Source organism: Arthrobacter sp. KUASC02 (genome assembly GCF_059739395.1).
Genome location: NZ_AP046053.1, coordinates 466,810 through 489,570 on the forward strand (window position 1 = coordinate 466,810; position 22,761 = coordinate 489,570).

Annotated in this window: 24 protein-coding genes; 14 read left to right on the forward strand and 10 right to left on the reverse strand. The window is 68.1% G+C overall.

Going from position 1 to position 22,761, the window contains the following annotated elements; translation table 11 throughout:
• Positions 1–110 precede the first annotated feature (110 nt).
• Both AC6JAC_RS02125 and AC6JAC_RS02130 read left to right on the forward strand, forming a co-directional pair.
• Positions 111–668 carry an RNA polymerase sigma factor gene (locus tag AC6JAC_RS02125; RefSeq protein WP_028270875.1) on the forward strand — a complete coding sequence of 186 codons (558 nt, stop codon included), beginning with the start codon at positions 111–113 and terminating at the stop codon, positions 666–668.
• The gene (locus AC6JAC_RS02130) at positions 661–1,455 is read left to right on the forward strand and encodes a hypothetical protein (protein WP_497963285.1); all 795 of its coding nucleotides are present in this window, start codon (positions 661–663) and stop codon (positions 1,453–1,455) included. Before AC6JAC_RS02125 ends, AC6JAC_RS02130 begins: the two co-directional genes overlap by 8 nt.
• Here the strand turns inward: AC6JAC_RS02130 and AC6JAC_RS02135 are convergent.
• Complete coding sequence (locus AC6JAC_RS02135) at positions 1,452–2,009, reverse strand: COG4315 family predicted lipoprotein (RefSeq protein ID WP_454699665.1); 558 nt, start codon at positions 2,007–2,009, stop codon at positions 1,452–1,454. The two genes, AC6JAC_RS02130 and AC6JAC_RS02135, sit on opposite strands and share 4 nt — an antisense overlap.
• A 270-nt stretch (positions 2,010–2,279) precedes the next feature.
• Between AC6JAC_RS02135 and AC6JAC_RS02140 the strand changes: the two genes are divergently transcribed.
• Genes AC6JAC_RS02140 through AC6JAC_RS02150 form a run of 3 tightly spaced genes read left to right on the forward strand, consistent with a single transcriptional unit; the run spans position 2,280 to position 4,691 of the window.
• Positions 2,280–2,780, forward strand: a complete 501-nt coding sequence (locus AC6JAC_RS02140; protein ID WP_028270872.1) for a sigma-70 family RNA polymerase sigma factor — start codon at positions 2,280–2,282, stop codon at positions 2,778–2,780.
• Positions 2,777–3,487 carry an anti-sigma factor family protein gene (locus tag AC6JAC_RS02145; protein WP_028270871.1) on the forward strand — a complete coding sequence of 237 codons (711 nt, stop codon included), beginning with the start codon at positions 2,777–2,779 and terminating at the stop codon, positions 3,485–3,487. Before AC6JAC_RS02140 ends, AC6JAC_RS02145 begins: the two co-directional genes overlap by 4 nt.
• 31 nt (positions 3,488–3,518) lie before the next feature.
• Positions 3,519–4,691, forward strand: a complete 1,173-nt coding sequence (locus AC6JAC_RS02150) for a pyridoxal phosphate-dependent aminotransferase (protein WP_454699664.1) — start codon at positions 3,519–3,521, stop codon at positions 4,689–4,691.
• Here AC6JAC_RS02150 and AC6JAC_RS02155 read toward each other — a convergent pair.
• Positions 4,688–5,167: an SRPBCC family protein gene (locus AC6JAC_RS02155; RefSeq protein WP_497963286.1), complete on the reverse strand. Its 480-nt coding sequence runs from the start codon at positions 5,165–5,167 to the stop codon at positions 4,688–4,690. The genes AC6JAC_RS02150 and AC6JAC_RS02155 overlap by 4 nt on opposite strands.
• A 31-nt stretch (positions 5,168–5,198) precedes the next feature.
• Positions 5,199–5,948 (reverse strand): DUF1206 domain-containing protein, encoded by a 750-nt coding sequence (locus tag AC6JAC_RS02160; protein WP_497963287.1) that lies wholly within the window; start codon positions 5,946–5,948, stop codon positions 5,199–5,201.
• 234 nt (positions 5,949–6,182) lie between these two features.
• Here AC6JAC_RS02160 and AC6JAC_RS02165 point away from each other — a divergent pair, with 234 nt between their 5' ends.
• A complete protein-coding gene (locus AC6JAC_RS02165; RefSeq protein WP_497963288.1) occupies positions 6,183–7,820 on the forward strand; it encodes a hypothetical protein in 1,638 nt (545 codons plus the stop codon).
• A 73-nt stretch (positions 7,821–7,893) separates the two neighbouring features.
• Positions 7,894–8,340 (forward strand): hypothetical protein, encoded by a 447-nt coding sequence (locus AC6JAC_RS02170; RefSeq protein ID WP_497963289.1) that lies wholly within the window; start codon positions 7,894–7,896, stop codon positions 8,338–8,340.
• A 77-nt stretch (positions 8,341–8,417) separates the two neighbouring features.
• On the opposite strand, the gene AC6JAC_RS02175 is transcribed toward AC6JAC_RS02170, so the two are convergent.
• Both AC6JAC_RS02175 and trmB read right to left on the reverse strand, forming a co-directional pair.
• Positions 8,418–8,825 carry a hypothetical protein gene (locus AC6JAC_RS02175; RefSeq protein ID WP_051628855.1) on the reverse strand — a complete coding sequence of 136 codons (408 nt, stop codon included), beginning with the start codon at positions 8,823–8,825 and terminating at the stop codon, positions 8,418–8,420.
• Between the two features lie 6 nt (positions 8,826–8,831).
• Positions 8,832–9,803, reverse strand: coding sequence for a tRNA (guanosine(46)-N7)-methyltransferase TrmB (gene trmB, locus AC6JAC_RS02180; protein WP_028270865.1), 972 nt, complete (start codon positions 9,801–9,803; stop codon positions 8,832–8,834).
• Positions 9,804–9,944: 141 nt separating this feature from the next.
• Here trmB and AC6JAC_RS02185 point away from each other — a divergent pair, with 141 nt between their 5' ends.
• Complete coding sequence (locus tag AC6JAC_RS02185; protein WP_497963290.1) at positions 9,945–10,538, forward strand: class I SAM-dependent methyltransferase; 594 nt, start codon at positions 9,945–9,947, stop codon at positions 10,536–10,538.
• Positions 10,539–10,596: 58 nt separating this feature from the next.
• On the forward strand, positions 10,597–11,991 hold the full coding sequence (locus AC6JAC_RS02190) for an MFS transporter (RefSeq protein WP_497963291.1): 1,395 nt from the start codon (positions 10,597–10,599) through the stop codon (positions 11,989–11,991).
• A gap of 42 nt (positions 11,992–12,033) precedes the next feature.
• Here AC6JAC_RS02190 and AC6JAC_RS02195 read toward each other — a convergent pair whose 3' ends face one another.
• Entirely contained in the window at positions 12,034–13,059 is a 1,026-nt protein-coding gene (locus AC6JAC_RS02195; RefSeq protein WP_454699658.1) for a LacI family DNA-binding transcriptional regulator, read from the reverse strand.
• Between the two features lie 106 nt (positions 13,060–13,165).
• Between AC6JAC_RS02195 and AC6JAC_RS02200 the strand changes: the two genes are divergently transcribed.
• Together AC6JAC_RS02200 and AC6JAC_RS02205 are read left to right on the forward strand one after the other, a co-directional pair.
• On the forward strand, positions 13,166–14,365 hold the full coding sequence (locus tag AC6JAC_RS02200) for a Gfo/Idh/MocA family protein (RefSeq protein WP_497963292.1): 1,200 nt from the start codon (positions 13,166–13,168) through the stop codon (positions 14,363–14,365).
• 1 nt (position 14,366) lies between these two features.
• Positions 14,367–15,362 (forward strand): Gfo/Idh/MocA family oxidoreductase, encoded by a 996-nt coding sequence (locus AC6JAC_RS02205; RefSeq protein WP_497963293.1) that lies wholly within the window; start codon positions 14,367–14,369, stop codon positions 15,360–15,362.
• Positions 15,363–15,367: 5 nt separating this feature from the next.
• Here AC6JAC_RS02205 and AC6JAC_RS02210 read toward each other — a convergent pair whose 3' ends face one another.
• The gene (locus AC6JAC_RS02210; protein ID WP_497963294.1) at positions 15,368–16,558 is read right to left on the reverse strand and encodes an ABC transporter substrate-binding protein; all 1,191 of its coding nucleotides are present in this window, start codon (positions 16,556–16,558) and stop codon (positions 15,368–15,370) included.
• A 365-nt stretch (positions 16,559–16,923) separates the two neighbouring features.
• On the opposite strand from AC6JAC_RS02210, the gene AC6JAC_RS02215 reads away from it, so the two are divergent.
• Positions 16,924–17,958 (forward strand): LLM class flavin-dependent oxidoreductase, encoded by a 1,035-nt coding sequence (locus AC6JAC_RS02215; protein WP_497963295.1) that lies wholly within the window; start codon positions 16,924–16,926, stop codon positions 17,956–17,958.
• A 126-nt stretch (positions 17,959–18,084) separates the two neighbouring features.
• On the opposite strand, the gene AC6JAC_RS02220 is transcribed toward AC6JAC_RS02215, so the two are convergent.
• A complete protein-coding gene (locus AC6JAC_RS02220; RefSeq protein WP_028272810.1) occupies positions 18,085–18,726 on the reverse strand; it encodes an NADPH-dependent F420 reductase in 642 nt (213 codons plus the stop codon).
• 161 nt (positions 18,727–18,887) lie between these two features.
• Between AC6JAC_RS02220 and AC6JAC_RS02225 the strand changes: the two genes are divergently transcribed.
• Entirely contained in the window at positions 18,888–19,361 is a 474-nt protein-coding gene (locus AC6JAC_RS02225; protein ID WP_497963296.1) for a MarR family winged helix-turn-helix transcriptional regulator, read from the forward strand.
• A gap of 84 nt (positions 19,362–19,445) precedes the next feature.
• Positions 19,446–20,909: an MFS transporter gene (locus tag AC6JAC_RS02230; protein ID WP_497963297.1), complete on the forward strand. Its 1,464-nt coding sequence runs from the start codon at positions 19,446–19,448 to the stop codon at positions 20,907–20,909.
• A gap of 26 nt (positions 20,910–20,935) precedes the next feature.
• Here the strand turns inward: AC6JAC_RS02230 and AC6JAC_RS02235 are convergent, their stop codons facing one another.
• Together AC6JAC_RS02235 and AC6JAC_RS02240 are read right to left on the reverse strand one after the other, a co-directional pair.
• Complete coding sequence (locus AC6JAC_RS02235; protein ID WP_028272813.1) at positions 20,936–21,277, reverse strand: hypothetical protein; 342 nt, start codon at positions 21,275–21,277, stop codon at positions 20,936–20,938.
• 180 nt (positions 21,278–21,457) lie between these two features.
• The gene (locus AC6JAC_RS02240) at positions 21,458–22,750 is read right to left on the reverse strand and encodes an MFS transporter (RefSeq protein WP_497963298.1); all 1,293 of its coding nucleotides are present in this window, start codon (positions 22,748–22,750) and stop codon (positions 21,458–21,460) included.
• Positions 22,751–22,761: the final 11 nt, after the last annotated feature.

The following is a 22,761-nucleotide window of genomic DNA, read 5'->3' on the forward strand; positions in this document are numbered from 1 at the left end:
GCGGGACTCCTTCCGTTGGCAGGAGTCCCGCGGTGCAACACGGGCCGGTCCGCAGCCTTCCGAACCCGGAAAATATGTGACCGTGCCCCGCAGGATGGAGGAGCCTCAGGGTGCTCGACACTTTGGCAGATGAATACGTGCACACGGACGGGGCCGACCCCGCCGTGCTGTTCACCCTTGTCTACCGAAAGTTCTCCGGCGCCGTCCTGGGGTACCTGAGGGCGCGCGGCGTGGATGACCCGGAAGCGGTCACCCAGGACGTGTTCCTTGCCTTCTATCCGAAGCTTGACGGCCTGCGCGGCGGGCTCCAGGGCGCCAAGTCACTCATCTTCTCCATCGCCCACGCACGGATGGTGGACCACTACCGCCGCAATGAGCGCACCCCGACGCTCAGCCCCTACGAATCCGAGCTTGACGCGCGCAGCACGGCGTCGGCCGAAGAACTGGCGCTGGCAAAGGCGAATGGCGGCGGGGCAGGAGCCCTGCTTGAAGGGCTCAGCCCGGACCACCAGGAAGTCCTCGCCCTCCGGGTGGTCGCGGACCTGTCCGTGGAACAAGCCGCCGAGATCATGGGCAGGACCCCGGGAGCAGTCAAACAGTTGCATCGCAGGGCGCTCAGCGCCCTCAGGGAACGCGCCTCAACAGGAAGCCAGGCAGATCATGAGTGACACCTCCTCATCCCGGAACCAGCAGATCATTGACGACCTGCTGGCCGACGCCGGCATGGACGATGCCGCAGACCTCCGCCCGGTACTGCTGGAACTTCGTGCCCTGGCGGCGGAGAGCCCCCGGCCGTCCGCCGCAGTGGCCGCACTCATGGCGCCGGCCGCCGTACCGGCTACTGTCCCCGTCGCCACGCCCGCCCTGGCGCCGGCTGTCCACGAAACCGCAACCCCGGATCCCGCGGTTGACGAACCGGTCATCGACGAACTCGCTGCCCGGCGGCGGCGCAAACACCGCCTGCCGCTCACGGCCCTCACGGTTGCCGCGGCCCTGGCTGCCGGCGGTGCCGCCGCTGCAGCTTCCGATGAGAACTTCCGCCACGCCCTGGGAAACGTCGGCCACGCGGTGACGCTGGTGGTGGGAACCATGACCTCTGGAAGCGGGGGAAAAACGGGCGGCCAGCCTGCCACGGATCCCGCCGGAACGGTGCCGGGTTCGCCCGCGTCCACACCCGCCTCGCCGGCCCCTTCTCCTGCCGAAGGCAGTTCCGTGCCCGGCGTACAGCCCGGTAAGGGGACGCCGGCCGAGCCGGCCTCCCCGTCGCCAAGCCAGACGCACGCGCCGGAACTCAACCTGCCCAAGCCCGATCCCCGGGACCTGGGCTCACTCCCGGGGTCAGGCCAGCTGCCTTCGGGGAAGCCGCTGCCGACGTCCCCGGTGAGTCCCGACCCGTCCGGGCTGGTGCCCACGCCCCCGGTGGACCTGCCGATTCCCGGCCACAGCGGCGGTTAGTACCCTCCGGCGGCCGCCTGCACCATCCCGCCCGCCGGGTCCACGAGATACCAGACGTTGCCGACGCCCTGGCCGGTGATGTCACCGGCGGCTTTGTCCTTGACGTAGTAGTACACCGGCAGGCCGTTAATGGTCACCTGCTTCTTCCCCTCCGGTGTGGAGATGGTTCCGACGGTGCCCGTCACGCCCTCAACAGCGGGTGCGGCCGATTCCGTGAGGACCGGTGGCCACGCGGCAATGCACGCGCCCGTGCACGCGCTGGTGCCGGAGTCCTTCACATCCTTGGTGAAGAAGTAGACGCTCATGCCTTTCGCGTCCACCACGATCTGGCCAGCGGCCGATGACGCCGTCTTCAGTTCAGCCGCGCCCGCCGGGACCGGAGACGACGAGGTTCCCGCAGGGGCGGAGCTTTCAGCGGGGACAGAGGCCGACGTCGTCCCCGCCGCAGTGGTGGGCGCTGCAGTGGTGGGCGTTGTTCCGGTGCCGCCGCCACAGCCGGTGAGAGCCGCGGCCAGCGCAACCACGGACAGGCCGATGCCCCATTGCTTTTTCATGTCCTGCTCCTTGGATTCGTGCCGGCCAAGCGGCCAGGCGCTATCCGGTACGACGTCCAACGACGCAGAATGGTTCAAACGGCTGCCCGGTGAACCGCCGGCGGCTGCAAACCCTTTGGGACGGTGCCATTGGGGCCGGTGAACCGTTTGGGTCCGGGCGGCGTCGTAACGGGGGAACGGCGGGCGTCCTGCCCGGCGGCAGCACACGAAGCAGCACGAGGCAGCACACACACAATGCAGGGGACCATCAGCACGGCAGGAGGGGCGGGGATGCCGCTCGATGAGGACGTGGTAGCGGCGATCTACCGGGAGCACGGCCCGGCGCTGCGGCGCTTCGTGCTGAGCGCCTCCCGGGATCCGCAGCTCGCCGACGACGTGGTCCAGGAGACCGTGCTCCGTGTCTGGCAGCAGGCTCCGGAGATCACCGGGAGCCTGCGGAGCTACCTTTTCCGGACCGCCCGGAACATCATGATCGACAACTACCGCAAGGCCCAGCGCCGTCCCATCGAAGCGACGGAGCGGGACGTGGCGGACCCGGCGGAAGCCACCGAACGGGTTGATGAGCTGCTCAACCGCGTGCTGATGGAGGAAGCCCTGCTGCGGCTGAGCACCGAACACCGGGACGTCCTGGTGGCACTGCACTACCGCCGCTGCACTGTCGCGGAAACAGCCGCGGAGCTGAACATCCCGGCCGGGACGGTGAAGTCCCGCGCCTTCTACGCGGTGCGGGCGCTGCGGACCATCCTTGACGAAATGGGGGTGCAGCGGTGAGCAGTGCGGAAATGCACCACCTGCTGGGGGCCTACCTGCTGGGCGGCCTGGAGCCGGCCGACGTGTCGCGGTTCGAGCAGCACCTGGCCGGGTGCGCGGACTGCCGCCGCGAGCTCGACGAACTCGCCAGCCTGCCGGCACTGTTGGACGCCCTTCCCGTTGCCGACGCCGTCGCCCTGACCGGGCCCGCCTCCGCGGCGCCGGCAACACCGGAGGCCACTGCGTTGGGGGCAGTGGCTTCCGCGGCGGAGCCCGCTGCCTTGCTGGACGAACTGGCGGCCCGTCGGAGGAAATCACGACGGCGGTGGGCGGCGTTCGTCGGCGCGGTGGCCGCCGCGTGCCTGGCACTGGGAGTGCTGGCCGCGCCGCTGTTCAACCAGCCGCCCCGGCCGGACGCCAGCTACTCCGTGGAGGCCCCCGGCGGACTCCAGGTCCAGCTTGCCCTCATGAAGAAGGCCTGGGGGACCGAGGTGTCGTTTTCCGGCACCAGCCTGCCCACCCAGGGCACCCTGTCCCTGTGGGTCAAGGGCCAGGACGGCACCGAGGACCGGGCCTGCAGCTGGTCCGCGACGCCCGGGGGCCGCTCCAGGATCACCGGGGCCACACCCACCCAGATCAGCCGGATCAGCAGCGTGGAACTGCGCACCGAGGGGCAGCAGACCGTGGCCGTCATTTCCATGGTGGACGGCTCGTCCGGGGCCCATTGACGCACCCTGCGCCCGGTGGGAGGCTGGGCACATGGTCCGCGGCAGGACCGGGCGGTTTGCCCGGATTCAGCCCTTCGGCATCGATAAGGTGGCAGCCGCCGTCGGTGGTGATCCTGACGTGCTCCGCATGGAGAACCTGGACACGGACATCGCGCCGCCGCCGTCGGCCGTCATGGCCACCCGGGAAGCAGTGGGAAACAAAGCCGCCAACAGCTGGCTCCCCTTCACCGGCACGCTGGCCCTCCGCCAGGCCGTGGCCCACCGGCTCCGGCAGCAGACCGGGCTCGCCTACGATCCGCGCTCCGAGGTGGTGATTACCGGCGGCGCGCTCGCGGGGATGCTGAGCGTGCTCCTGGCAACGGTGGACCACGGCGACGAAGTGATCGTCACGGATCCCACCTATGCGGGCATGGTCAACAGGGTCCGGCTGGCAGGGGCGGTGCCGGTGTTCGTCCCGCTGATGGTTTCCGGCGGGCGCTGGCGCCTCGACCCGGCACGGCTGGCAGCTGCGGTGTCCGCCCGAACCCGCGCCATCCTGCTGATGAGCCCGGCGATGCCCACCGGGCACGTGCTCAACGACGCCGAATGGGGCGCCGTGCGGGACGCCTGCCTGCACGCGGACTGCTGGCTGATCTATGACGCAGCCATGGACAGGATCCTGTTCGACGGCCTGCCTTACCGGCATCCGGCCTCATTCCCGGAACTGGCCCCGCACACCATCACGCTGGGCGGCGTCTCCAAGAACTACCGCATGATCGGCTGGCGCGTGGGCTGGGTGGCCGGCCCCCTGGAGGTGATGGGAGACGTGGCACTCGCCGCGATCTACAACACCGCCGTGGCCAGCGGCTTCAACCAGGCCGGCGTCCTCGCGGCACTGACCAACAGCGATGACGGGATCGCCGGTGCGGTGCGCGAATGGCAGTCGCGCCGGGACCTGGTGCTCGAGGAGCTGGCCGGGCTGCCGGTTGTGGTGCCTGAAGGCGGCTGGTCGCTGCTGCTGGACGCGGAGGCGCTGGGCATGCGGGCGCCGGAACTGTCCCGGCGGCTCCTGGCCACGGGCCGGATAGCGGCCACTCCCATGACGGCGTGGGGCCAGGATGTGGCGCCGCGGTACGTGCGGCTGGTTTATGCCACCGAACCCCTGGGCCGGCTGCGGGGCATCGGAGAGCGCGTCCGGGCGGCCCTCGAGGGCGGGCGGCCTTAGGGCTGCAGCGCGCGGAACTCCTGCACGAGCTGCGGATCCTCGCACGCCCGCGCGAAGGCTTCGATGCGTTTTTCGATTTCGCGGCCCAGCAGCCAGCTGCCGATCCTCTCCGCCACGGGCCGCAGCCACGCCGGCCGGCACGAAAAGGTGTACTTCCACACCGCCCGGGTGCCGCCGTCGGCCGCGGTGAAACGCCACCCGCCGCCAAAGTTGCCGAAGAACCACGGGCCGGACACCATGGTCATTCCCACGTTCCGGGGAGGTGCGTAGGAGACGTATTCGCTCACCATCACCAGTCCCATCTTCGAGACTGTGCGGGTGCGGACGCCCTTGCCCGCGGCCCGGGCGCCGTCCAGCCACGCCTGCGCCGAAATGAAGGGATCCCACTTCAGCCGGAAGTCGCCGGTGGTCTGGGAGAACGCAAACGCGGTCTCCGGATCGAGGCGGATGAAGCGTTCGGCGCGTACCTGGGGCATGCGTCCACCCTAGCCGGGCGAACGCAGGCGGCTACATCTTGGCCAGTTTGGCCCGCACCACCTGGAAGACGCCGTAGCAGATCAGGCCGATTCCGACGGCGGCCAGCAGGTACAGTCCGAACGGCTGGTCCCGCAGGGCCTTCAGCCCGCCGTCGAGCCCGGTGGATTCCTCCGGATGCGACTGGACGGTGGCGATGACGATCAGTAGTCCCACCAGCAGCAGCGCGAAACCCTTTGCGATGTAGCCCACCACGCCGAGGACGGTGACGGCGGTGCGCATGGTGCCGGGCGGAGGCATCCGGAGGTGCTTTTCGAACGACTTACGGATGCCGCGGATACCGTACACAACTCCCGTGATGGCAACCCCGGCGCCAATGGCGATCAGCAGTGCAACGCCGCCGGGGGCCTTCATCAGTGCGATGGTGAAGTCGCTCGTGGACTGGCTGTTGTCCTTCCCGGTGCCGATCGCGAACGAGGCAAGCGTGACGGCGAACGCGGCAAACACCACGGCCTGGCCTGCTGCTTTGAGCTTCCGCAGAACCTTGTCCCGCTTCGGCAGGTGGCTGTAGTCGAAAATCGCGTCGCTGGTCTGCCAGATGGCCAGGGCCACGCAGGCGGCGAAGCTGCTCCACAGCAGGATGGGGCCGGCCGGCTGGCTGGCCAGTTCCTGCACGGCGCCGCTGACGTCCGCCTTGCCCTGCCCGCCCATGGCCAGGCGGATCGCAATGGAGCCCACCAGGAAGTGCAGGATGCCGCTGACAGCGAATCCGGCACGGGCCATAAGCTCCAGCGGCCGCGAATTGGTGACTTCCTCGGCCGTGTCAGCGGCCTCTCTCAGTTCTTTTTTGATGTCCGGATCCTCGTGCAGTTCTTGTCGCCGCGGGGATGTCCCGCCGTGCGTGTTAGAGCCCCATCGTGCCACGGGAACCGGCTTCCGAACAGATCCCTGCCCCGGCACGGACTGCTGCGGGCGGGAGGCATGGGGAGTGATGCCCATGGCACCGCACAGTGCGACATGGCACGATATGGACCAGCCGCCACCGTCGCAGCTGCATCACTCTTCTGGGGGGACACCATGACCTTTTACGGTGCTGACGTCAGTCAGCTTCGCGCCTTGGCCAAGGCAGCAGATAAGGCCGCTTCATTGCTCAGCAGCCGGGCATCCTCGCTGCAGAGCCAGATCCTCGCGGCACCCTGGAAAGGCAGCGACGGCGAGCGTTTCCGGCAGGAGTGGACCGGAAGCCACCGCCCCAGCATCGAGCGGGTGGTGGCAAGCCTCCGGCAGAACTCGAAGATCCTGCTCCAGAACGCCGCCGAGCAGGAACGGTCCTCGGCGGCCGGCTCCGGCAGCACCAGTGCCGGGCCGGGCGGGCCGTCCGGCCTGTTCGAGCAGATGAAAAACTGGGTGCAGGAAAAGCTCGAGGCTGCGCGTGCGGCCGCCGAACATCGGGCGGAGCTCCAGGGCCAGCTGGGCACGATGACAGGGGCCACCCCGGAGGAACAGGCCAGGTGGTGGGACGGGCTCTCGGCCGCGGACAAGAAGTACCTGATCGAGGGCGAGGGCCCGGACGGTCCGTTGGCCGAAGAGCTCATGGCCATGGACGGCGGGATTCCGGAGTCGGCCCAGGACCTGGCCCGGGAGCACCTGCTGGAGCTGGCCAAGGAAGACATCCCGGTCTACACGGAGACAGGGAAGGCCTCCATTGAGGCGCGCGTGCTGTGGGTCCACGGCGGCGCAGAGGTGGGCACGGAGGTGGTGGAAAACGCGGACGGCTCTGCCACCGTGAAGGTCTACGGCAACATGGGCCTTGGCGTGAACGACGCCTCCGGGTCGGCCGGTGCCACACTCACCGGCGAAGTGGCCCGCGAGTACACCTTCGACAGCATCGAAGAGGCCTTGGCGGCCCGGAACCAGATGTATGCGGATCTCCCGCCGGACAGCGTGGGCGACATTAAGGACGTGGCCGGCAACCCGCCGGACTACATCCTGGACACCTTGAACGAGGCCGCCTCGGACAACGGTTCCAACGGGCACGAGGACAAGGCCAAGGGGTCGCTGAGCTTTGAGGCCGGGGCTGAATCCGCCGATGCCGCCGGCTCCGCGAAGCTGGAACTGGCCTATGAAAAGAACCTCAGCGACGGGACGTCCAAGGGCAGCGTGGAAGTGTCCGCCGAGGGCAACCTGGACCTGGACGGGCGGACGTTTGAAGCCTCCGGCAAGGGCGGCCTGGAGCTGAACATGGACAGGGACAACAACCTCAGTTCGGTGTCCCTGTCCCTGGAAGGTACCGTGGCGCAGGGCGTCAAGGAGGGCATGGATGTAAAGGCGGGGAACGTCGAATCCAGCGTGACAGCCGGCACGCAGGGCACCGTCAAGATCGACATCGACTACACACCGGAAAACAGCGCCGTGATCGACAGCTACATGAAGAACGTGGCACTCGGGAACGACGCGGCAGCCGCCCGGGATGCGGCCAGGCTCTACGAGGCGGGATCCGCCACCATCCAGGTGAACAGCGTGGTCACGGCGTCCAACGAGGCAGGGTTCGACGTCAAGGCCGGCGAGGTCAAGGTCAGCACGGAAAACCAGGTCAGCACGAACGTCAGCACCTACCAGAAGGTCCCCAACGACACCCGGCTGTCCCGGCTGTAATGCCGCCGCGTGCCCTGCACACACAGCCCTGCACACACACACTGACTTTTCGCTGAAGGAGCAACCACCAGCCATGACAGTTCACATCGAATCCCCGCTCGGTTTCACGGCGGACTTCCCCGAGCACACCCTGGTCCTGGACGATTCCACTGCCGGCCCCAACACGGAGCAGTACGGGCTGCTGGGGGACGTCCTGGTCACCGTTATCAAGGACGACACCTCCGTTGAAGGTCCGGCCGAGGCCAACGGCTGGGCCCACCTGATGTCGGCCCACTATCTTGACGAGCGCGGCGGCAGCCTGCTGACCGAGGGCGAACTGAACCTTCCCGGCAAAGCCGCCTACGCCGTCGTCGTCGGTTATGACGACGCCCGGGGAGACGCGAAAGCGGCCGCCACGGTGGGCGTCTGGGAAAAAGGCAGGTTCATCGGCGTTGTGGTGATCTGGCCGTATGTGGACCCGCAGCTCGAGCCGCGGATCGGCCTGCTCAAAGACGTGGTCGGCGCCATCAGGGTCAGCTGACGCCGCGCCGGGCACCGGTACCGCGCCGGGCGCGGGTGCCGCGTTGAACGCCAAGCCGCCTCGCCCGAAGCCCGGGCCTAGCCGAGGAGGGGCCAGGGCCCGGCCAGGCCGGTCCAGGTCCACATGCCGCCCGCCAGGTTGAAGGCCGTAAAAGCGAGGCCAAGCAAGCCGGTGATCCTGGCGGCGTTCATCCGGCGCGACCTTTTGATGGCTACGATTCCGGTAATCACCGAGGTCAGGACCAGCCCCGCCATCAGGCCCACCAGGACCATCAGCAGGATCCAGTAGCCGCTGGTGTCCGGCAGCGGGACGTTTGCCATGAGTGGCTCGGCCGCCGCCATGATGAACGTTGACAGGCCGACCATTGCCGCGACCGGTGCCAGCACGGCGCAGACCAGGCTGGTGATGCCGGCCGCCAGCCCGCGTGAATCAGCGGACCGGAGCGGCGGGGCAGGTTGAGCCGCGGAGGGCTGGACGGAGGCCATGGTGCATCATAACCGCCGGTAGCACAGATCGAAGATGAGGCGGCCGGCTTCATGGGCCTTGTTTTCGAAGCTCGTCCGGATCCGGCCCTCGAACCGGGGTGCCCAGCCGCCGGTCTCGTCCACGCCCTCGTTGGGGCCGGTGTGTTCGGTGCTTACCGGGGCGCGCCCCTCCTTGACCGGAGCGCCGCCCACCAGGGACTCGACCCCGGACTGCCACACCTGGGTAAGGGGGCTTTCGGGACCCCTGCGTTCGCCGTCGTGCAGATTGACGAAACGGTCGGAGCCGGTCATCACGTCGCGGACATGGACGGCGTAGTTGGACCAGTCCGTGGCCACCCGGAACAGGCCGCCCGGCTGGAGGGCGGTGGCAACGAGCTCGGCGAACTCGGGCTGGATCAGGCGGCGCTTGTGATGGCGCGACTTGTGCCAGGGGTCCGGGAAGAAGACCCAGACCTCGCTGACCGATCCTGCCGGCAGCATTGTGGCCAGGACCTCCGGCGCGTTGGCTTCCACCACGCGGACGTTCTTGAGCCCGCGGCTGTTGATCTTGATCATGGTGTTGGCGAGCCCGGGGGTGTACACCTCCACGGCCAGGAAATCCCAGTCCGGGTTCTCTTCGGCGGCGTGGCAGACAGCGTCGCCAAGGCCCGAGCCGATCTCCACGATCAGGGGCGCCTTGCGGCCGAACTCCGCCTCGGCGTCGAACACGTAGTCCGGGTGCACGGAGGTGTTGGCGATGTGCCGCGGGACGTCGACCGCCCAGCGGTCCGAGTGCTCCTCCCAGGCCACCTGCCGGCGGCCCTGCAAACGGGTTCCGCGGCGCACAAAGCTGACGGGCCGGCCGCCGTAGGTGCCGAACGAAGCCTGCGTGCCGGGCGTTACCGGGCGGGGGGCCTGCGGCTGCCCTGGGGCTGATTCAGCGGCTGTGTCCGGCGACTGGGCAGCGGAAGGCTCAGGGGTTTCTGGGGATTCACTCATCCCTTCCAGAATAGTTGAGTTTTGGCCCGGCAAACGCGGGGCGGGAGCGCTCCAAGCCTCGACAGGCGGGCAAAAACTCCCTTGGCACTGGGGTGCCGCCTTGCCTTTCGAGCCCGCGCCGGACATGCCAGACTGTCCCGCATGACTGATGCCGTGCGCAGCTATTGGGACAACCAGGCGGAGACGTTCGACGACGAGGCGGACCATGGTCTGGCCGACCCCGCCGTCCGCGGAGCATGGGAGGCGCTGCTTTTGCCGCTGATTCCGGAACCCGGCAGTGAGGTGGCGGACCTTGGTTGCGGGACCGGCAGTCTTTCGCTGCTGCTGGCCGGTGCCGGGCACCGCGTGCGGGGCGTGGACCTGTCAGGGAACATGGTGGACCTCGCCCGGGCGAAGGCTGCGGGCGCGGGAGTGCCCGCAGAGTTCGTGGTGGGCGACGCGTCTGCGCCGGCCCTGGCGCCGGGCTCCTTCGATGCGGTGCTTGCCCGCCATGTGCTGTGGGCGCTGCCGGATCCGGACGCGGCACTGGCCCGCTGGGCCGGGCTGCTCCGCGGTGCGGGCACCATGATCCTCGTGGAAGGGCTGTGGGGGACCGGTGCCGGAATATCCGCCGAACGCTGCCTGGAGCTGGTCCGCCGTCACCGGAGGAACGCCGCCGTGACCATGCTGGGGGACCCGGCATTGTGGGGCAAGGAGATCACCGACGAGCGGTACTTGATCGTCAGCACGCCCTAGCAGCGGCGGCTGCATGCCGCCGCGGGGATTCGCCCCTATGTGGATAACTCCTGCGAGAATGGGGCGCGTGACCGAAGCCACGAACCGAGCCAAGAACGCTGCCGCGAGCAAGCCATCGAGCAAACCATCGCGCAAACCATCGAGCAAACCATCGCGCAATTCCGCGGGCGATCCCGCGCAGGCCAAAGCCCCGGGCCGCTCCAGGAGCGACACCTCCGGCACGCTGGTGGACGCCGAGATTGATGAGCTTCCCGCAGCCGAGCCCACCCGCGTCAGCAGCCGCCGCGGGCTGGTGTACCTCGGAGTATGCCTGGTGCTGATCGGGCTGAACCTGCGGACGGTGTTCTCCAGTTTCGCCGCGGTACTCCCGGAAATACGGTCCGACGCCGGCCTGCCTGGCTGGTCGGTGGTGGTCCTTACCACCGTGCCGGTGACCCTGCTGGGGGTATTCGCCCCGCTGGCGCCCGTCCTCGCCCGGCGTTTCGGTGCCGAGCGGGTACTGCTGGGAGCCATGGCTGTGCTCACTGCCGGGCTGCTGCTGCGTCCGTTCGAGCTGCCGGGCGCCGGCCACCTGCCCGCCCTCCTTGCCGGGACAGCTGCCTGCGGGGCGGCGATCGCCCTGTGCAACGTGCTGCTGCCCGGGCTTGTGAAGCGCGACTTCCCGCAGCGGCTGGGACTCATGGGCGGCCTCTACACCACTGCCATCTGCGCCTCGGCCGCCCTGGGCGCCGGGTTCACGTACCCGGTATTCGCCGCGTCGGGGGAGTGGACGGCGGCGCTGTGGTTCTGGGCGCTGCCTGCCGCCGTCGTCCTTGTGCTGTTCCTTCCGCTGGCCGTCCGGCAGCGGCACCCGCGGCACCAGGCCGTGGCCGACGGCGTGAACGTGTGGCGCTCGGCGGTGGCCTGGCAGGTCACCATTTTTATGGTGCTGCAGGCCATGATGTCCTTCAGCGTGTTCGCCTGGCTGGCCCCCATCCTGCGGGAACGCGGAGTGGACGGCGGCACGGCCGGGTTGATCGTCTCCGCCTCCATCGTCCTGCAGATGCTCGGTTCACTCTTCGCGCCGGCGCTGGCCGCAAGGTTCGGCGACCAGCGGGCCATCAACACGGTGGTGGCGCTCATGACCGGCGGCGGGTTCGCGCTGAGCATCTTCGGGCCGCTGGACTTCATCTGGGTGTGGACCGGCCTGCTGGGACTCGGCCAGGGCAGCCTGACCGCCGTGGCCCTGACCATGATCATGCTGCGGACCCGGGACGGTCACACGGCGGCCCACCTGTCCGGCATGATGCAGGGAGTGGGCTACGGCCTCGGCTCCACGGGCACGCTGATGGTGGGGCAGCTGCACCAGGCCACCGGCTCCTTCGCGGCCGCCGGCGTGCTGTTCCTCGTCGTCGGGGCGCTCGCCGCGGTGTTCGGCTTCCGGGCGGGACGGGACCGCTACATCGGCGGTTGAGGTTCGACGGCGGGTGGTCCCGTTGGGCAGTCCGCTCCGCAGTCAGGCCGGCGCGTGCCCGGTGGACCCGCGCACCACGAGCTGGGTGGGTACCAGATGCAGCCGCTGTGGCAGCTCCGGGTGGTCCCTGCGCTCCAGGATGAACTTGCCGGCCTGCAGGCCCACGGCGATGTTGCCGTTGTCCACCGACGTCAGCGAGAGGTGCCGGATCTTGGCCAGGTAGGTGTTGTCGTATCCCACCAGCGAGAGGTCGTCCGGGACGCTGAGCCCCCGGTCATCGGCGGCGGACAGTGCTCCGATGCAGGCGATGTCATTGAATGCGAAGATCGCCGTGGGCCGTTCCTTGCGGGCCAGCAGCCGCTGAGTGGCGTCGTAGCCGCTTTCCTCGCTCATGCCGCCGGCCACCACCAGCGGCTCAAGCCCCGCGGCGCGCATGGAGGATTCGTAGCCTTCCCGCCGCAGCTCAGCGATCCGGCCCGGCCCCTGCAGGTGCGCGATGCGGCGGTGGCCCAGGGAGATGAGGTGTCCGGTCGCCTGGCGCGCGCCGGCTTCGTCGTCGTTGACCACGACGTCGGTCCGGTCCAGCTCGGGTTCCCGCGTGCCGGCGAGGACTACCGGAACGGTCCTGGCAGCCGCCTCCAGCGCGGCGGATTCCGTGGTGGTGCCGACAACGACGATGCCGTCGATGCGCTGCTCGAGCAGGGTTTCCACCGAGTGCCGGCCCACCCGGTGGTCCGTGTAGGAATCGACAAGGACGGGCGAGACTCCCGCCGCATGAAGCGACGCGCTCAGCCCTTCCAGCAGTTCCACGAACCACGGATTGCGCAGGTCATTGAGGAGCACGCCGATGGTGCCGCTGCGCGGGCTCGAGAGGCCGCGGGCAAGCTGGTTGGGCCGGTAGTCGAGTTCGGCCATGGCATCCTGCACGGCCTGGCGGCGGCCGGGGCTCACGCTGGCGGATCCGCCCAGCACCAAAGACACCAGGGACTTGGAGACCCCGGCCCGCTCGGCGACGTCCCGAATGGTGGGCCTGCGCGGCTGGTCGCCGACTGCGGGCGAACTGTCCATGCTGCGTCTCCTCTCGGTCCCACCTCAGCATAAGGGGTTGACTAACGGCTTGTTCCCCCTCCATTATGGACCGGTCCAATACTTGTCCAAAATCGAAGGAAACGTCATGAGTGAACCGCGTACACGCCGGCTGGTCGCAGGAATGGTGGGAGGCGGAGCCGGGGCGGACATCGGCAAGACCCATCGGTATGCGATGCGGCTGGATGACCAGTTCGAGCTGACATCGGGCGTTTTCGGCAGGGACCGCGAAGTGTCCCTCGCCCTGGCCGCGGAGCTGGGCATTGCCGGGGACCGCTCGTACCGGGACTATACGGAAATGGCAGCCGCCGAGGCAGCGCGGCCGGACGGCGCCGACGTCGTGGTCGTGGCGACGCCCAACGACAGCCACTTCGACATCGCCCGCGCCTTCCTCGAAGCCGGGATCTCCGTGGTGTGCGAGAAGCCGCTGACCCGGGACTCGGGCACCGCAGCCGAGCTGGTGCGGCTCGCCGCCGAAAACAATGCCGTCCTGGCGGTCCCGCACTGCTATTCCGCGTACGCGATGGTGCGTCACGCGGCGCGGATGGTCCGCGACGGCGACCTGGGCCGGGTGACCTTCGTCGACGTCGAACACGCCTCCGGCTGGGCGGCCACGCCGCTCGAGGAACAGGGCCACAAACAGGCGCGCTGGCGCACCAATCCGGATATTGCCGGATTCCCCAGCGTGGTGGGTGACCTCGGAACCCACGCGTACCACCTGCTGCGCTATATCACCGGACTGGACGCGGACCGCGTGTCCGGCCGGCTGAGCACCCTGGTTCCCGGCCGCCGCGTCTTCGACCACGCCACCGTGGAACTTGAACTGGCCGGGGGAGTGCCGGCCAGGCTTTGGGCCAGCATGGCCGCCACCGGCCACAACCACGGCCTGCGCATCAGGGTGTTTGGCGACAAAGGCAGCCTCGAATGGCAGCACGAGGACCCGCACCACCTCACCGTCCAGGACCTGGACGGCGCCACCACGGTCCTCACCCACGGCCTCGGCGCGCTGTCCGAAGACGCCACCCGGCTCACCCGCGTTGGCCTGGGCCACCCCGAGGGGTTCCTCGAGGCGTTCGCCAACTTCTACCGCGACCTGGCGGACATCCTGCGCGCCCGCCGCGACGGCACGCCGCCGCCGTCACGGGAACTGACCATCCCCACCGGCATCGACGGGCTCCTGGGCGTCCAATTCGTCGAAGCCGTGGCGGCATCGCACCACCGGGACTCCGCCTGGGTCTCGCCCGGCGCCGGCCGTCCTGCGGCGTCGTTCCAGGAAGCAGGAATCTGACATGCAACGCTTCGCCCTTCTCGGAGCCGGTTTCATCGGCTCCGTCCATGCCGCCAACCTTGCCGCGCACCGGGGCATCGACTTTTCCCGGATCTACGACATCGACCACGACCGGGCCAAAGCCCTGGCCGAAGTCCACGGCACCCAGGCCGTCAGCGACCTGGACGAGGTGTTCGACCCCCGGGAGGTGGACGCCGTGTTCATCGCTTCCTCCACGGACACCCACGCGGAGCACCTGGCCCGCGCGGCCGACGCCGGCCTGGCCGTCCTGTGCGAGAAACCGATCGACCTGGACCTGCGCCGGGCCCGCGAAACCGCTGCCCACGCGGCCGGCCGCGGCGTCCCGGTGATGGTGGACTTCAACCGCCGCTTTGACCGCGACTACGTGGAACTCAAGCGGATCATCGACGCCGGGGAGGTGGGCGCCGTCGAACTTCTCCAGCTCTCCAGCCGCGGGCCGGCCGTTCCGCCGTTGTCCTACATCGCCGCATCCGGGGGCCAGATGCGGGACCAGACCGTGCACTTCTTTGACCTGGTCCGCTGGCTGACGGGGCTGGATCCCGTGGAGGTGTCCGCCGTCGGGTCCGCTTTGGCGGAACCGCGCCTTGCCGACTACGACGACGTCGACACCTCCGCCGTGACGCTCCGCCTCCCCACCGGGGCGCTGGTGCAGATCGACAGCATCCGGCGCACCAGCTACGGCTACGACGAACGCATCGAGGTGTTCGGCTCCGAAGGGATGGCCGAGACTCAGCGCCGGCGCACGGGTGCGGTGTCCCGGTACCGGGCGGGGCAGGTCATCGACGACGGCCTGCATCCGGGCTGGTTCGAGCTCGTGAAGCCCACCTACGCCGCGGCACTCGCACACTTCGTTTCCGCGCTGGAGGACGGCACGGCACCCACGCCCTCGCTGGAGGACGGGCTCAAGGCGCAGGCCATCGCCGAGGCGGCCACCCGATCCCTGCACAGCGGACGGACCGAAAGAATCGAGTACTAAGGCGGCTACTCCTTGCCGAGTCCGGCGGCGCTGACCTTGCTGCCGCCGGTTTCGGCGGTGACGCTGTTCAGTGCCGTGAGATCGAAGATGCCGCTGATGTCGGCTTCCTTGGTGGTGCCGGCCTTCACACCGTCCTCGAGCAGCTTCTTGTAGGCTCCGGCCAGCGGATCCACGGTGAACACGATGTTCTTCAGCGACCGCTCAATAACGTCGGCCTTCAGTTCAGCGCCGGAGGCTTCCTTCAGCGCGGCGTTGATGACGGAGGACTTCTCGTCCGCGGCCGCGGAGTTGAGCCAGGCCACGGATTCGGCGTGGCCCTTGAGCAGGGCTTTGACGGTCTCGGGGTGGTCGGTGGCGAACTTCTTGCTCACGATCAGGATGGTGGTGGGGAACTCGCCCGGCTTCCCGGTCAGGGACCCGTCCCACAGGTCTTTTTCGTCCACCAGCACCTTGGCGCCGGCCTGCAGCACCAGCCGGGACGCCCAGGGCTCGGGCAGCCACGCGCCGTCGAGCTTGCCGTCCTGGAACAGCTTCAGGGTCTGGGCGTTCTCGGTGGGGTTGATGGCCACGTCGCCGCTGCCGTCGGTGTTGGTCTTGTAGCTCTGCGCAGCCAGCCAGGCCCGCAGCGCCACGTCCTGGGTCCCGCCCAGCTGCGGCGTGGACAGGGTCTTGCCCTTCAAATCCGCCGCGGCGGCAATCTCCGGTTTCACCACCAGCTGCGCGCCGCCCGCCGCGGCACCGGCGATGATGCTCACGGACTCGCCCTTGCTCTTCACGAACGAGTTGATCGCCGGGTTCGGGCCGATGTAGGTGGCATCGATCGCACCGGCGTTGAGGGCTTCGATCGCGGCCGGGCCGGCGTTGAACACCTGCGTGCTGAGCTTGGTCTCGCCCAGGCTCCTGGCAAGGAAACCCTGCTTGACTCCCACCAGCGCCGGGGCGTGGGTGACGTTGCCGAAATAGCCCAGCTTCAGTTCAGCAGCGGGCGTGCCGGCGGCAGCTGCGGCCGCCGGCTGCGCCTGGGGGCTGCGGTTGAGGTTCGATGCCACTGCGGCGCCGCCGGCGATCAGCGCGACGAGGCCTGCGGCGATGCCGATGCCGAGGGCGCGCTTGCGCTTTCCTGCGGAGTTTTGGGGCTTGGGCGTTTGTCCCGCAACGATGCGGGTGGATCCTTCGGGGTTCTGATGCGATGACATGGGGATTCCTTCACGATTGCGGCGGGCCGCACAGGGCCTCGCCGCCGGACAAGAGTCGGGGGTGCGGAGAGCGGAGGGGACGGAGGCTCGCGGCGGCATTTCTGCCGCCCTCCGTCGTGGTCAATTGCTGGGCCTGCTGCTCTTGTGGAGCGTGTCCGGTGCCCCGGTTCCAGCGCTTGGATTGAGGTTACGGTCCGGCCCGCGGCTGTATCAATGGCCGGTGTCGCGCTTGTTCACCGGCGTTAATGCAGTGACTCAAAGCGTCATCCGGGAGCCCGCATCGGCGGCCCCGGACGCTGAGAAGGTCACGAGGCGTCACACAAAGTAACTGGAATGAAATCAGGAACTTGAATGTTCAACCAAGCATGGACTTTGGCATTTTCACTTTCGGTGAGCTTTCCCGAAACATCGACACCGGCAGCGCACTCTCACCCCGGCAGCGGGTGCACGAGATCATTGAGCTGGCCAAGCTGGCGGACCAGGCGGGCCTCAGCTTCCTGGGCCTGGGTGAACACCACCGGCGGGATTTCGCCCTTTCCGCGCCCGAGATGGTGCTGGCAGCCATCGCCCGCGAAACCACCAACCTCCGGCTCAGCACCGCCGTCACGGTCCTGTCCACCCAGGACCCCGTGCGGCTCTTTGAGCAGTTCGCCACGCTGGACCTGATTTCCGACGGGCGGGCCGAAATCATCGCCGGACGCGGCGCCTTCATCGAGTCCTATCCGTTGTTCGGCCACAGCACTGAGGACTACGACGGGCTCTTCGACGAGAAGCTGCGCATGCTCCTCGAGTTGCGGGACAACGCCGTCCTGGATTGGCGGGGAACACTGACCCAAAGCGTGCCCGGGATGGACATTGCGCCCCGCCCGATCCAGGACAAGCTCCCCGTCTGGGTGGGCGTGGGCGGGACGCCGGCGAGTTTCGTCCGGGCCGGCCGGCTGGGCCTTCCCCTGTTCATTGCGCTCCTGTCCGGTCCGCAGCGGTTCCGCCGCCTGGCGGAGCTGTACCGCCAGAGCGCCACCGACGCCGGCCACGACGCCGGCGCCCTGCCGGTGGGCGTGGGCGGCCACTTCTACGCGGCCCCCACCTCGCAGCAGGCACGGGACACTTTCTACCCGCACTACCGGGCCTATTTCGAGCAGAACATGCCACGCGCCGTGGACCATTTCCCGCGCGCCACCTTTGATGACTGGAGTGAACCGGGCGGCGGGCTGCTCGTCGGAAGTCCACAGCAGGTCACTGAGAAGCTCCTGGAAATACACGAAACCCTCGGCAACAGCCGGTACATGGCGCAGATCGGCCTCGGCGGCCTGCCGTTCGCCGAGACCGCACGTTCCATCGAACTGCTGGCCACCGAAATCATGCCGGCCGTGAACCGCGAAATCGGCACCGCGGGCTAGCTTGCCGTAACGCGGTGCGGTGCTGTGGCCTGGCTGCCGCACTCAATGCCGTGTTGACCACCAAAACAGAAGCGGACGACGCCGGGAGGTCCCGGCGTCGTCCGCTTCCGGCTTTTCGCCGGGGTACTACTTGGTGATGGCGAGCCCCGTGTCCCAGTTGAAGTCGGCGAACGCCGGGTTGGCCTGCATGGTCATGAGGACGAACTGGAACCCCTCAAGTTCACGGGAGCGCTTGAGTGGACCGACAACAAGCGGGCGCATTCCGGCCGCGGCCACAAAACTGCTCACGGCGTCGGTGCCATGCGGGGCGTCACCGGCGATGAAGACGTCCAGCGGCTGGCCGCCGGATTCGCCGGCCACCAGGGTCCCCGCGAAGGTGGTGTTGAAGGCCTTGACCACGCTGGCACTGGCCGGAACCAGGGCGGAGATTTCCTCGGCAGCGGACGAGCCCGGTTCGACCACCAGGGAATCGAAGGTTGCGAAGTTGACGGGGTTGGTGATGTCCACGATGGTCTTGCCGGCGAGGGCGTCACCATAGCCGGTGACTACTGCCTTGGCGGCGTCGAACGGGACGGCCAGCACCACGATGCTGCCCTGCGGGGCGTCGGCGGTGGTGCCTGAGGTGACACCTGCGCCGAGTTCGACAGCCAGGGTTTGGGCTTTGGCCGCGTCCTGTCCGAGGATCTCCACGGCCTTGCCGGCTGCGAGGGCGCGGGTGGCAATGCCACGGGCCATGTTGCCGTTACCGATGATGGTGATGTCAGTCATGGGAGTCTTCTTTCCAAAGATGCGGGCCAGGAGGGTTTTCATCAGGTTCTGTTCTGCTGGAGGATTACTCGTTGAAGCTACAACTAAATATAGACCTAGAAACTTGAAGCGTCAAGTAATTTTAGGATCGTGCCCGGCCCGGCCGCCCCTATGCTGGTGGGATGGAAAATGTTGGGTCGGGCGAGGGGCTGGCGCCCGCCGTTGACCACCGCGCCCTCGCCGTGGCCATCCTCGACATCTCTGCCGACGTCCGGCGGAGGTCCCACGAAGACACCGGCGTGCGGCCGCTGCCCAACGGACTCCTCGAGATCCTTCGCGTGATCGAAAACCACCCCGGGATCACTGTGGCCGAAGTGGCCAACAGGCTGGGCCGTCAGTTCAGTAACGTGAGCGTGCAGGTGCGCGAACTTGTCACCGGGAATCTGGTAACCCGTACGCGCGACGCCGCCGACAAGCGGTATGTCACGCTCCACCCCACTGCTGAGTCCCAGCGGATCAAGGCCCTGCTGGAAGGCTCTTGGGCTGATTCGCTCGCGGCGGCAAGCTCCAGGCTTCTTCCGGCCGAGCGTGCGCAGATCGAGGCGAGCCTCCCGGCTCTCCAGCGCCTGGCCGCCATCCTCGACGCGCCCGCGTAGCCACCATTGCACTCCTCTGGCCGGGTCGACTCCCGGAAAATAGTTATACTTTTATAAGTATTACTAATTGGAAGGTGTGAAGGAATGGCATTGGATACGGCAACCGCGCACGTGCGGCAGGAGCAGAAGCCGCAGAAAGCGTGGCGGGCACTGATCTTCCTCGCCCTGGCGCAGCTCATGGTGGTCCTGGACGGCACTATCGTGAACCTCGCCCTCCCGCGGCTTCAGGCCGAAATGGGGATCAGTGACTCGACCCGCTCGTGGGTGGTGGCGGCCTACGCGCTGGCCTTTGGCGCGTTCCTGCTGCTGGGCGGGCGCATCGCGGACTTCTGGGGCCGTAAGCGGACCTTCATCGTTGCCGCGGCAGGTTTCGCCGTTGCGTCGTTCATCGGCGGCATCGCGCAGGAGTCGTGGGAGCTGATCGGTGCGCGCGCCCTGCAGGGTGTTTTCGCAGCGCTGCTGGCGCCTGCCGCACTGGCGCTGCTGACCGTTGCGTTCCCCGGAGGCAAGGACCGCGGAACGGCGTTCGCGATCTTCGGTTCCATCAGCGGCGTCGGCGCAGCCGTCGGCGTCCTCCTGGGCGGCTACCTGACGGACTACGCGTCCTGGCGGTGGTGCTTTTTCGTCAATATCCCCATCGCATTCATCGCCTTCGTCGGCGTCTGGCGCCAGGTTCGCGAGAGCAAAGCCGAAGGATCCACCAAATACGACTGGCCCGGCGTCGTGCTTGCCGCGCTCGGACTGGGTTCGCTGGTGTACGGCTTCACCAACACCGAACACGGCTGGGGTGCCCCCGAGGCGTGGGGGTTCATTCTTGCCGGCGCGGTGCTGCTGGTGCTGTTCGTGGCAGTGGAGAAGAAGGTGAAACACCCGCTGCTGCCGCTGCGGGTCGCAACGGAGCGCAACCGCGCGGCGGCATTCCTCGCCTCATTCCTCTCAGGCGCCGTCCTGATCGGCGGCATCCTGTTCATCAACTTCTACATCCAGATGGTGCTCGGCTTCGCCCCGTTCCCGGCAGGCATTGCGTCCCTACCGATGACGGTGGTGCTGATCGTCACCGCCGCAGTCGTGGCGAAGAACCTGCCGACGCTGGGGGCGAAGATCCCCACCGCCGTCGGGCCGCTCTTTATGGCGGCGGCCATGCTGTGGCTCACCCGGGTGAGCGCGGCGGGCAGCTACGCAGTGAACATGCTGCCCGCGCTGGTCCTGATGGGCCTGGGCCTGGGAATGGTGTTCGTTCCCATGCAGAACCTTGCCCTTTTCGGCGTGGACAAGGACGATGCCGGTGTTGCCAGTGCCCTGGTGAACGCCTCACAGCAGATCGGCGGCTCGCTGGGCATCGCCCTCTTCAGCACCATCGCCGCTGCGGCCACGGCCGCCGCAGGAACTGCCTCCATGGCGGCGTTGACCGCCGGCTATGCGGAGGTGTTCCTGTGGGCGGCGGCCGTGTCGATCCTGATTATGCCGATTGCGCTCCTGCTGATCACCATCGACCGGAAAAGGTTCAGCGGCGCCGACGTAAACGGCCCGCCGGTCCACCTGGGCTAGGGAGCGGCGTCAGTCGTGCAGAACGGCTACGACGTGCAGAGCTGCCCGAACGTGGCGCCGGCCTTCTGGTAGCCGGCCTGCAGCTCGGCAACCTTGTCGGCATCCGGGTTCTCCTTTGCGGACTCGTCCGCGTAATCCAGGATTGCCTGCACCGCGGGCTTCAGCTCGTCCGAGGCACCCGCCACGATCGGGCGAAGCCGGTTGCCCAGGATGACCATCCCGGTCTTGCCGGCGTTGGCGCTGGAATCCGTCACAACGATCTTGAGCCGGTCGCAGGTCTCCGCGGTGGTCAGTTTTTCCGGTGCCGAACAGGCCGAAGCGGAGATGATGAGCCCGGCGGCGAGCAGGGCCGTGGTGAGTTTCTTCATGGTTCCCTTGTTAGATGACTGTCGGTTGATTGTAAGCAGATCGGGCTGTGCATCCCGCTACGGTGCCGCGATGCGTCGGGCATCCCCATTCTCCCAGACGCGCCAATGGCGGGGGCCGGGCGGCAGTGCCGCCCGGCCCCCGCCGGTGTTCACGTCAGGCGGCCGGGCCGCCGTCGGGAGTTAGTGCGTCAGGTCCTTGCCCTTGGTCTCGGGGATGGTGAAGACGAACGCGATGCCAATCAGCAGCAGGAGCACTGCGTAGACATTGAACAGGTTGGCCTGCCCGATGGTCCCCAGCCAGGTCTGCAGGTACGGGGCCGTGCCGCCGAAGGCCGCGACGCAGATGGAGTAGGGGACGCCGACTCCGACCGTGCGGATCTTGGTGGGGAAGAGCTCGGCGTAGACGGCCGGGACAATCGCGGCGCTGGCGGCGATGAAGAACAGCATGACGGACATGGTGACGGCGAGCTGCCAGGGGGAGTCCTTCAGTAGCCAGGTCATGGGGAAGTGCAGCAGGGCGGCGCCGGCGGAGCCCATGATCAGGACCGGCTTGCGGCCGATGCGGTCGGACAGCTTGCCCCAGAACGGCAGCGCGGCGATGAACACGATGTTGGCGATGACGCCGGCCCAAAGGGCTTCGCCGCGGTCCATCTTCAGGGTGGTGGCGGCGTAGCTCGGTGCCACCACGCCCCAGATGTAGTAGCTCACGGTGAGGCCGACCGTCAGGCCGATGACCTGCAGGGCCTGCTTGCGGTGCCGCCAGATCTGCGGCCACATCGGCTCGTGCTTTTCCTTGGGCGACTCGGCCTCGAAGGCTTCGGTTTCCTTCATCCGGGCCCGCATCACCAGGGCGTAGACGCCCAGGGCGCCTCCGATCAGGAAGGGGATGCGCCAGCCCCAGGCGTTCATGTCGGCCGTGCTCAGGACATTGGACAGGATGGCGCCGAGCAGCGTTCCGGCCAGGATCCCGGCGGTGCCGGACGTGTAGATGAGGGTTGCCCAGAAGCCGCGCTTTTCCTTGGGGGCCATTTCGGAAAGGTAGGTCTGCGACGACGGCAGCTCCCCGCCGTGCGCCAGGCCCTGGATCAGGCGGGCCACCAGCAGCATTACGGACGCGAACGCACCGACAGCCTCGAACGTCGGGGCGACGCCGATCAGCAGGCTGCCGAGGGCTGCCAGGCCGACGGCGAACGTCATGGACGTCTTGCGGCCGATCCGGTCACCGATCCAGCCGAAGACAAAGCCGCCGAAGGGACGGGCCACGAAGCCGACGGCGAAGATCGCCAGGGTGGCCAGGAAGGCCGACGTAGGATCCGCCTTGCTGAACAGTGCGCTGGCGATGAACGGTGAGAATGTGGCGTAGATGGCCCAGTCGTACCATTCAACGGCGTTGCCGATGCCGGTGCCGATGAGGGTCCGGAGGTGGGACTTGTGAACCTGGACCTCGGCTGGCATGCCTACGGTGGAAGTCATGTGGGGCTCCA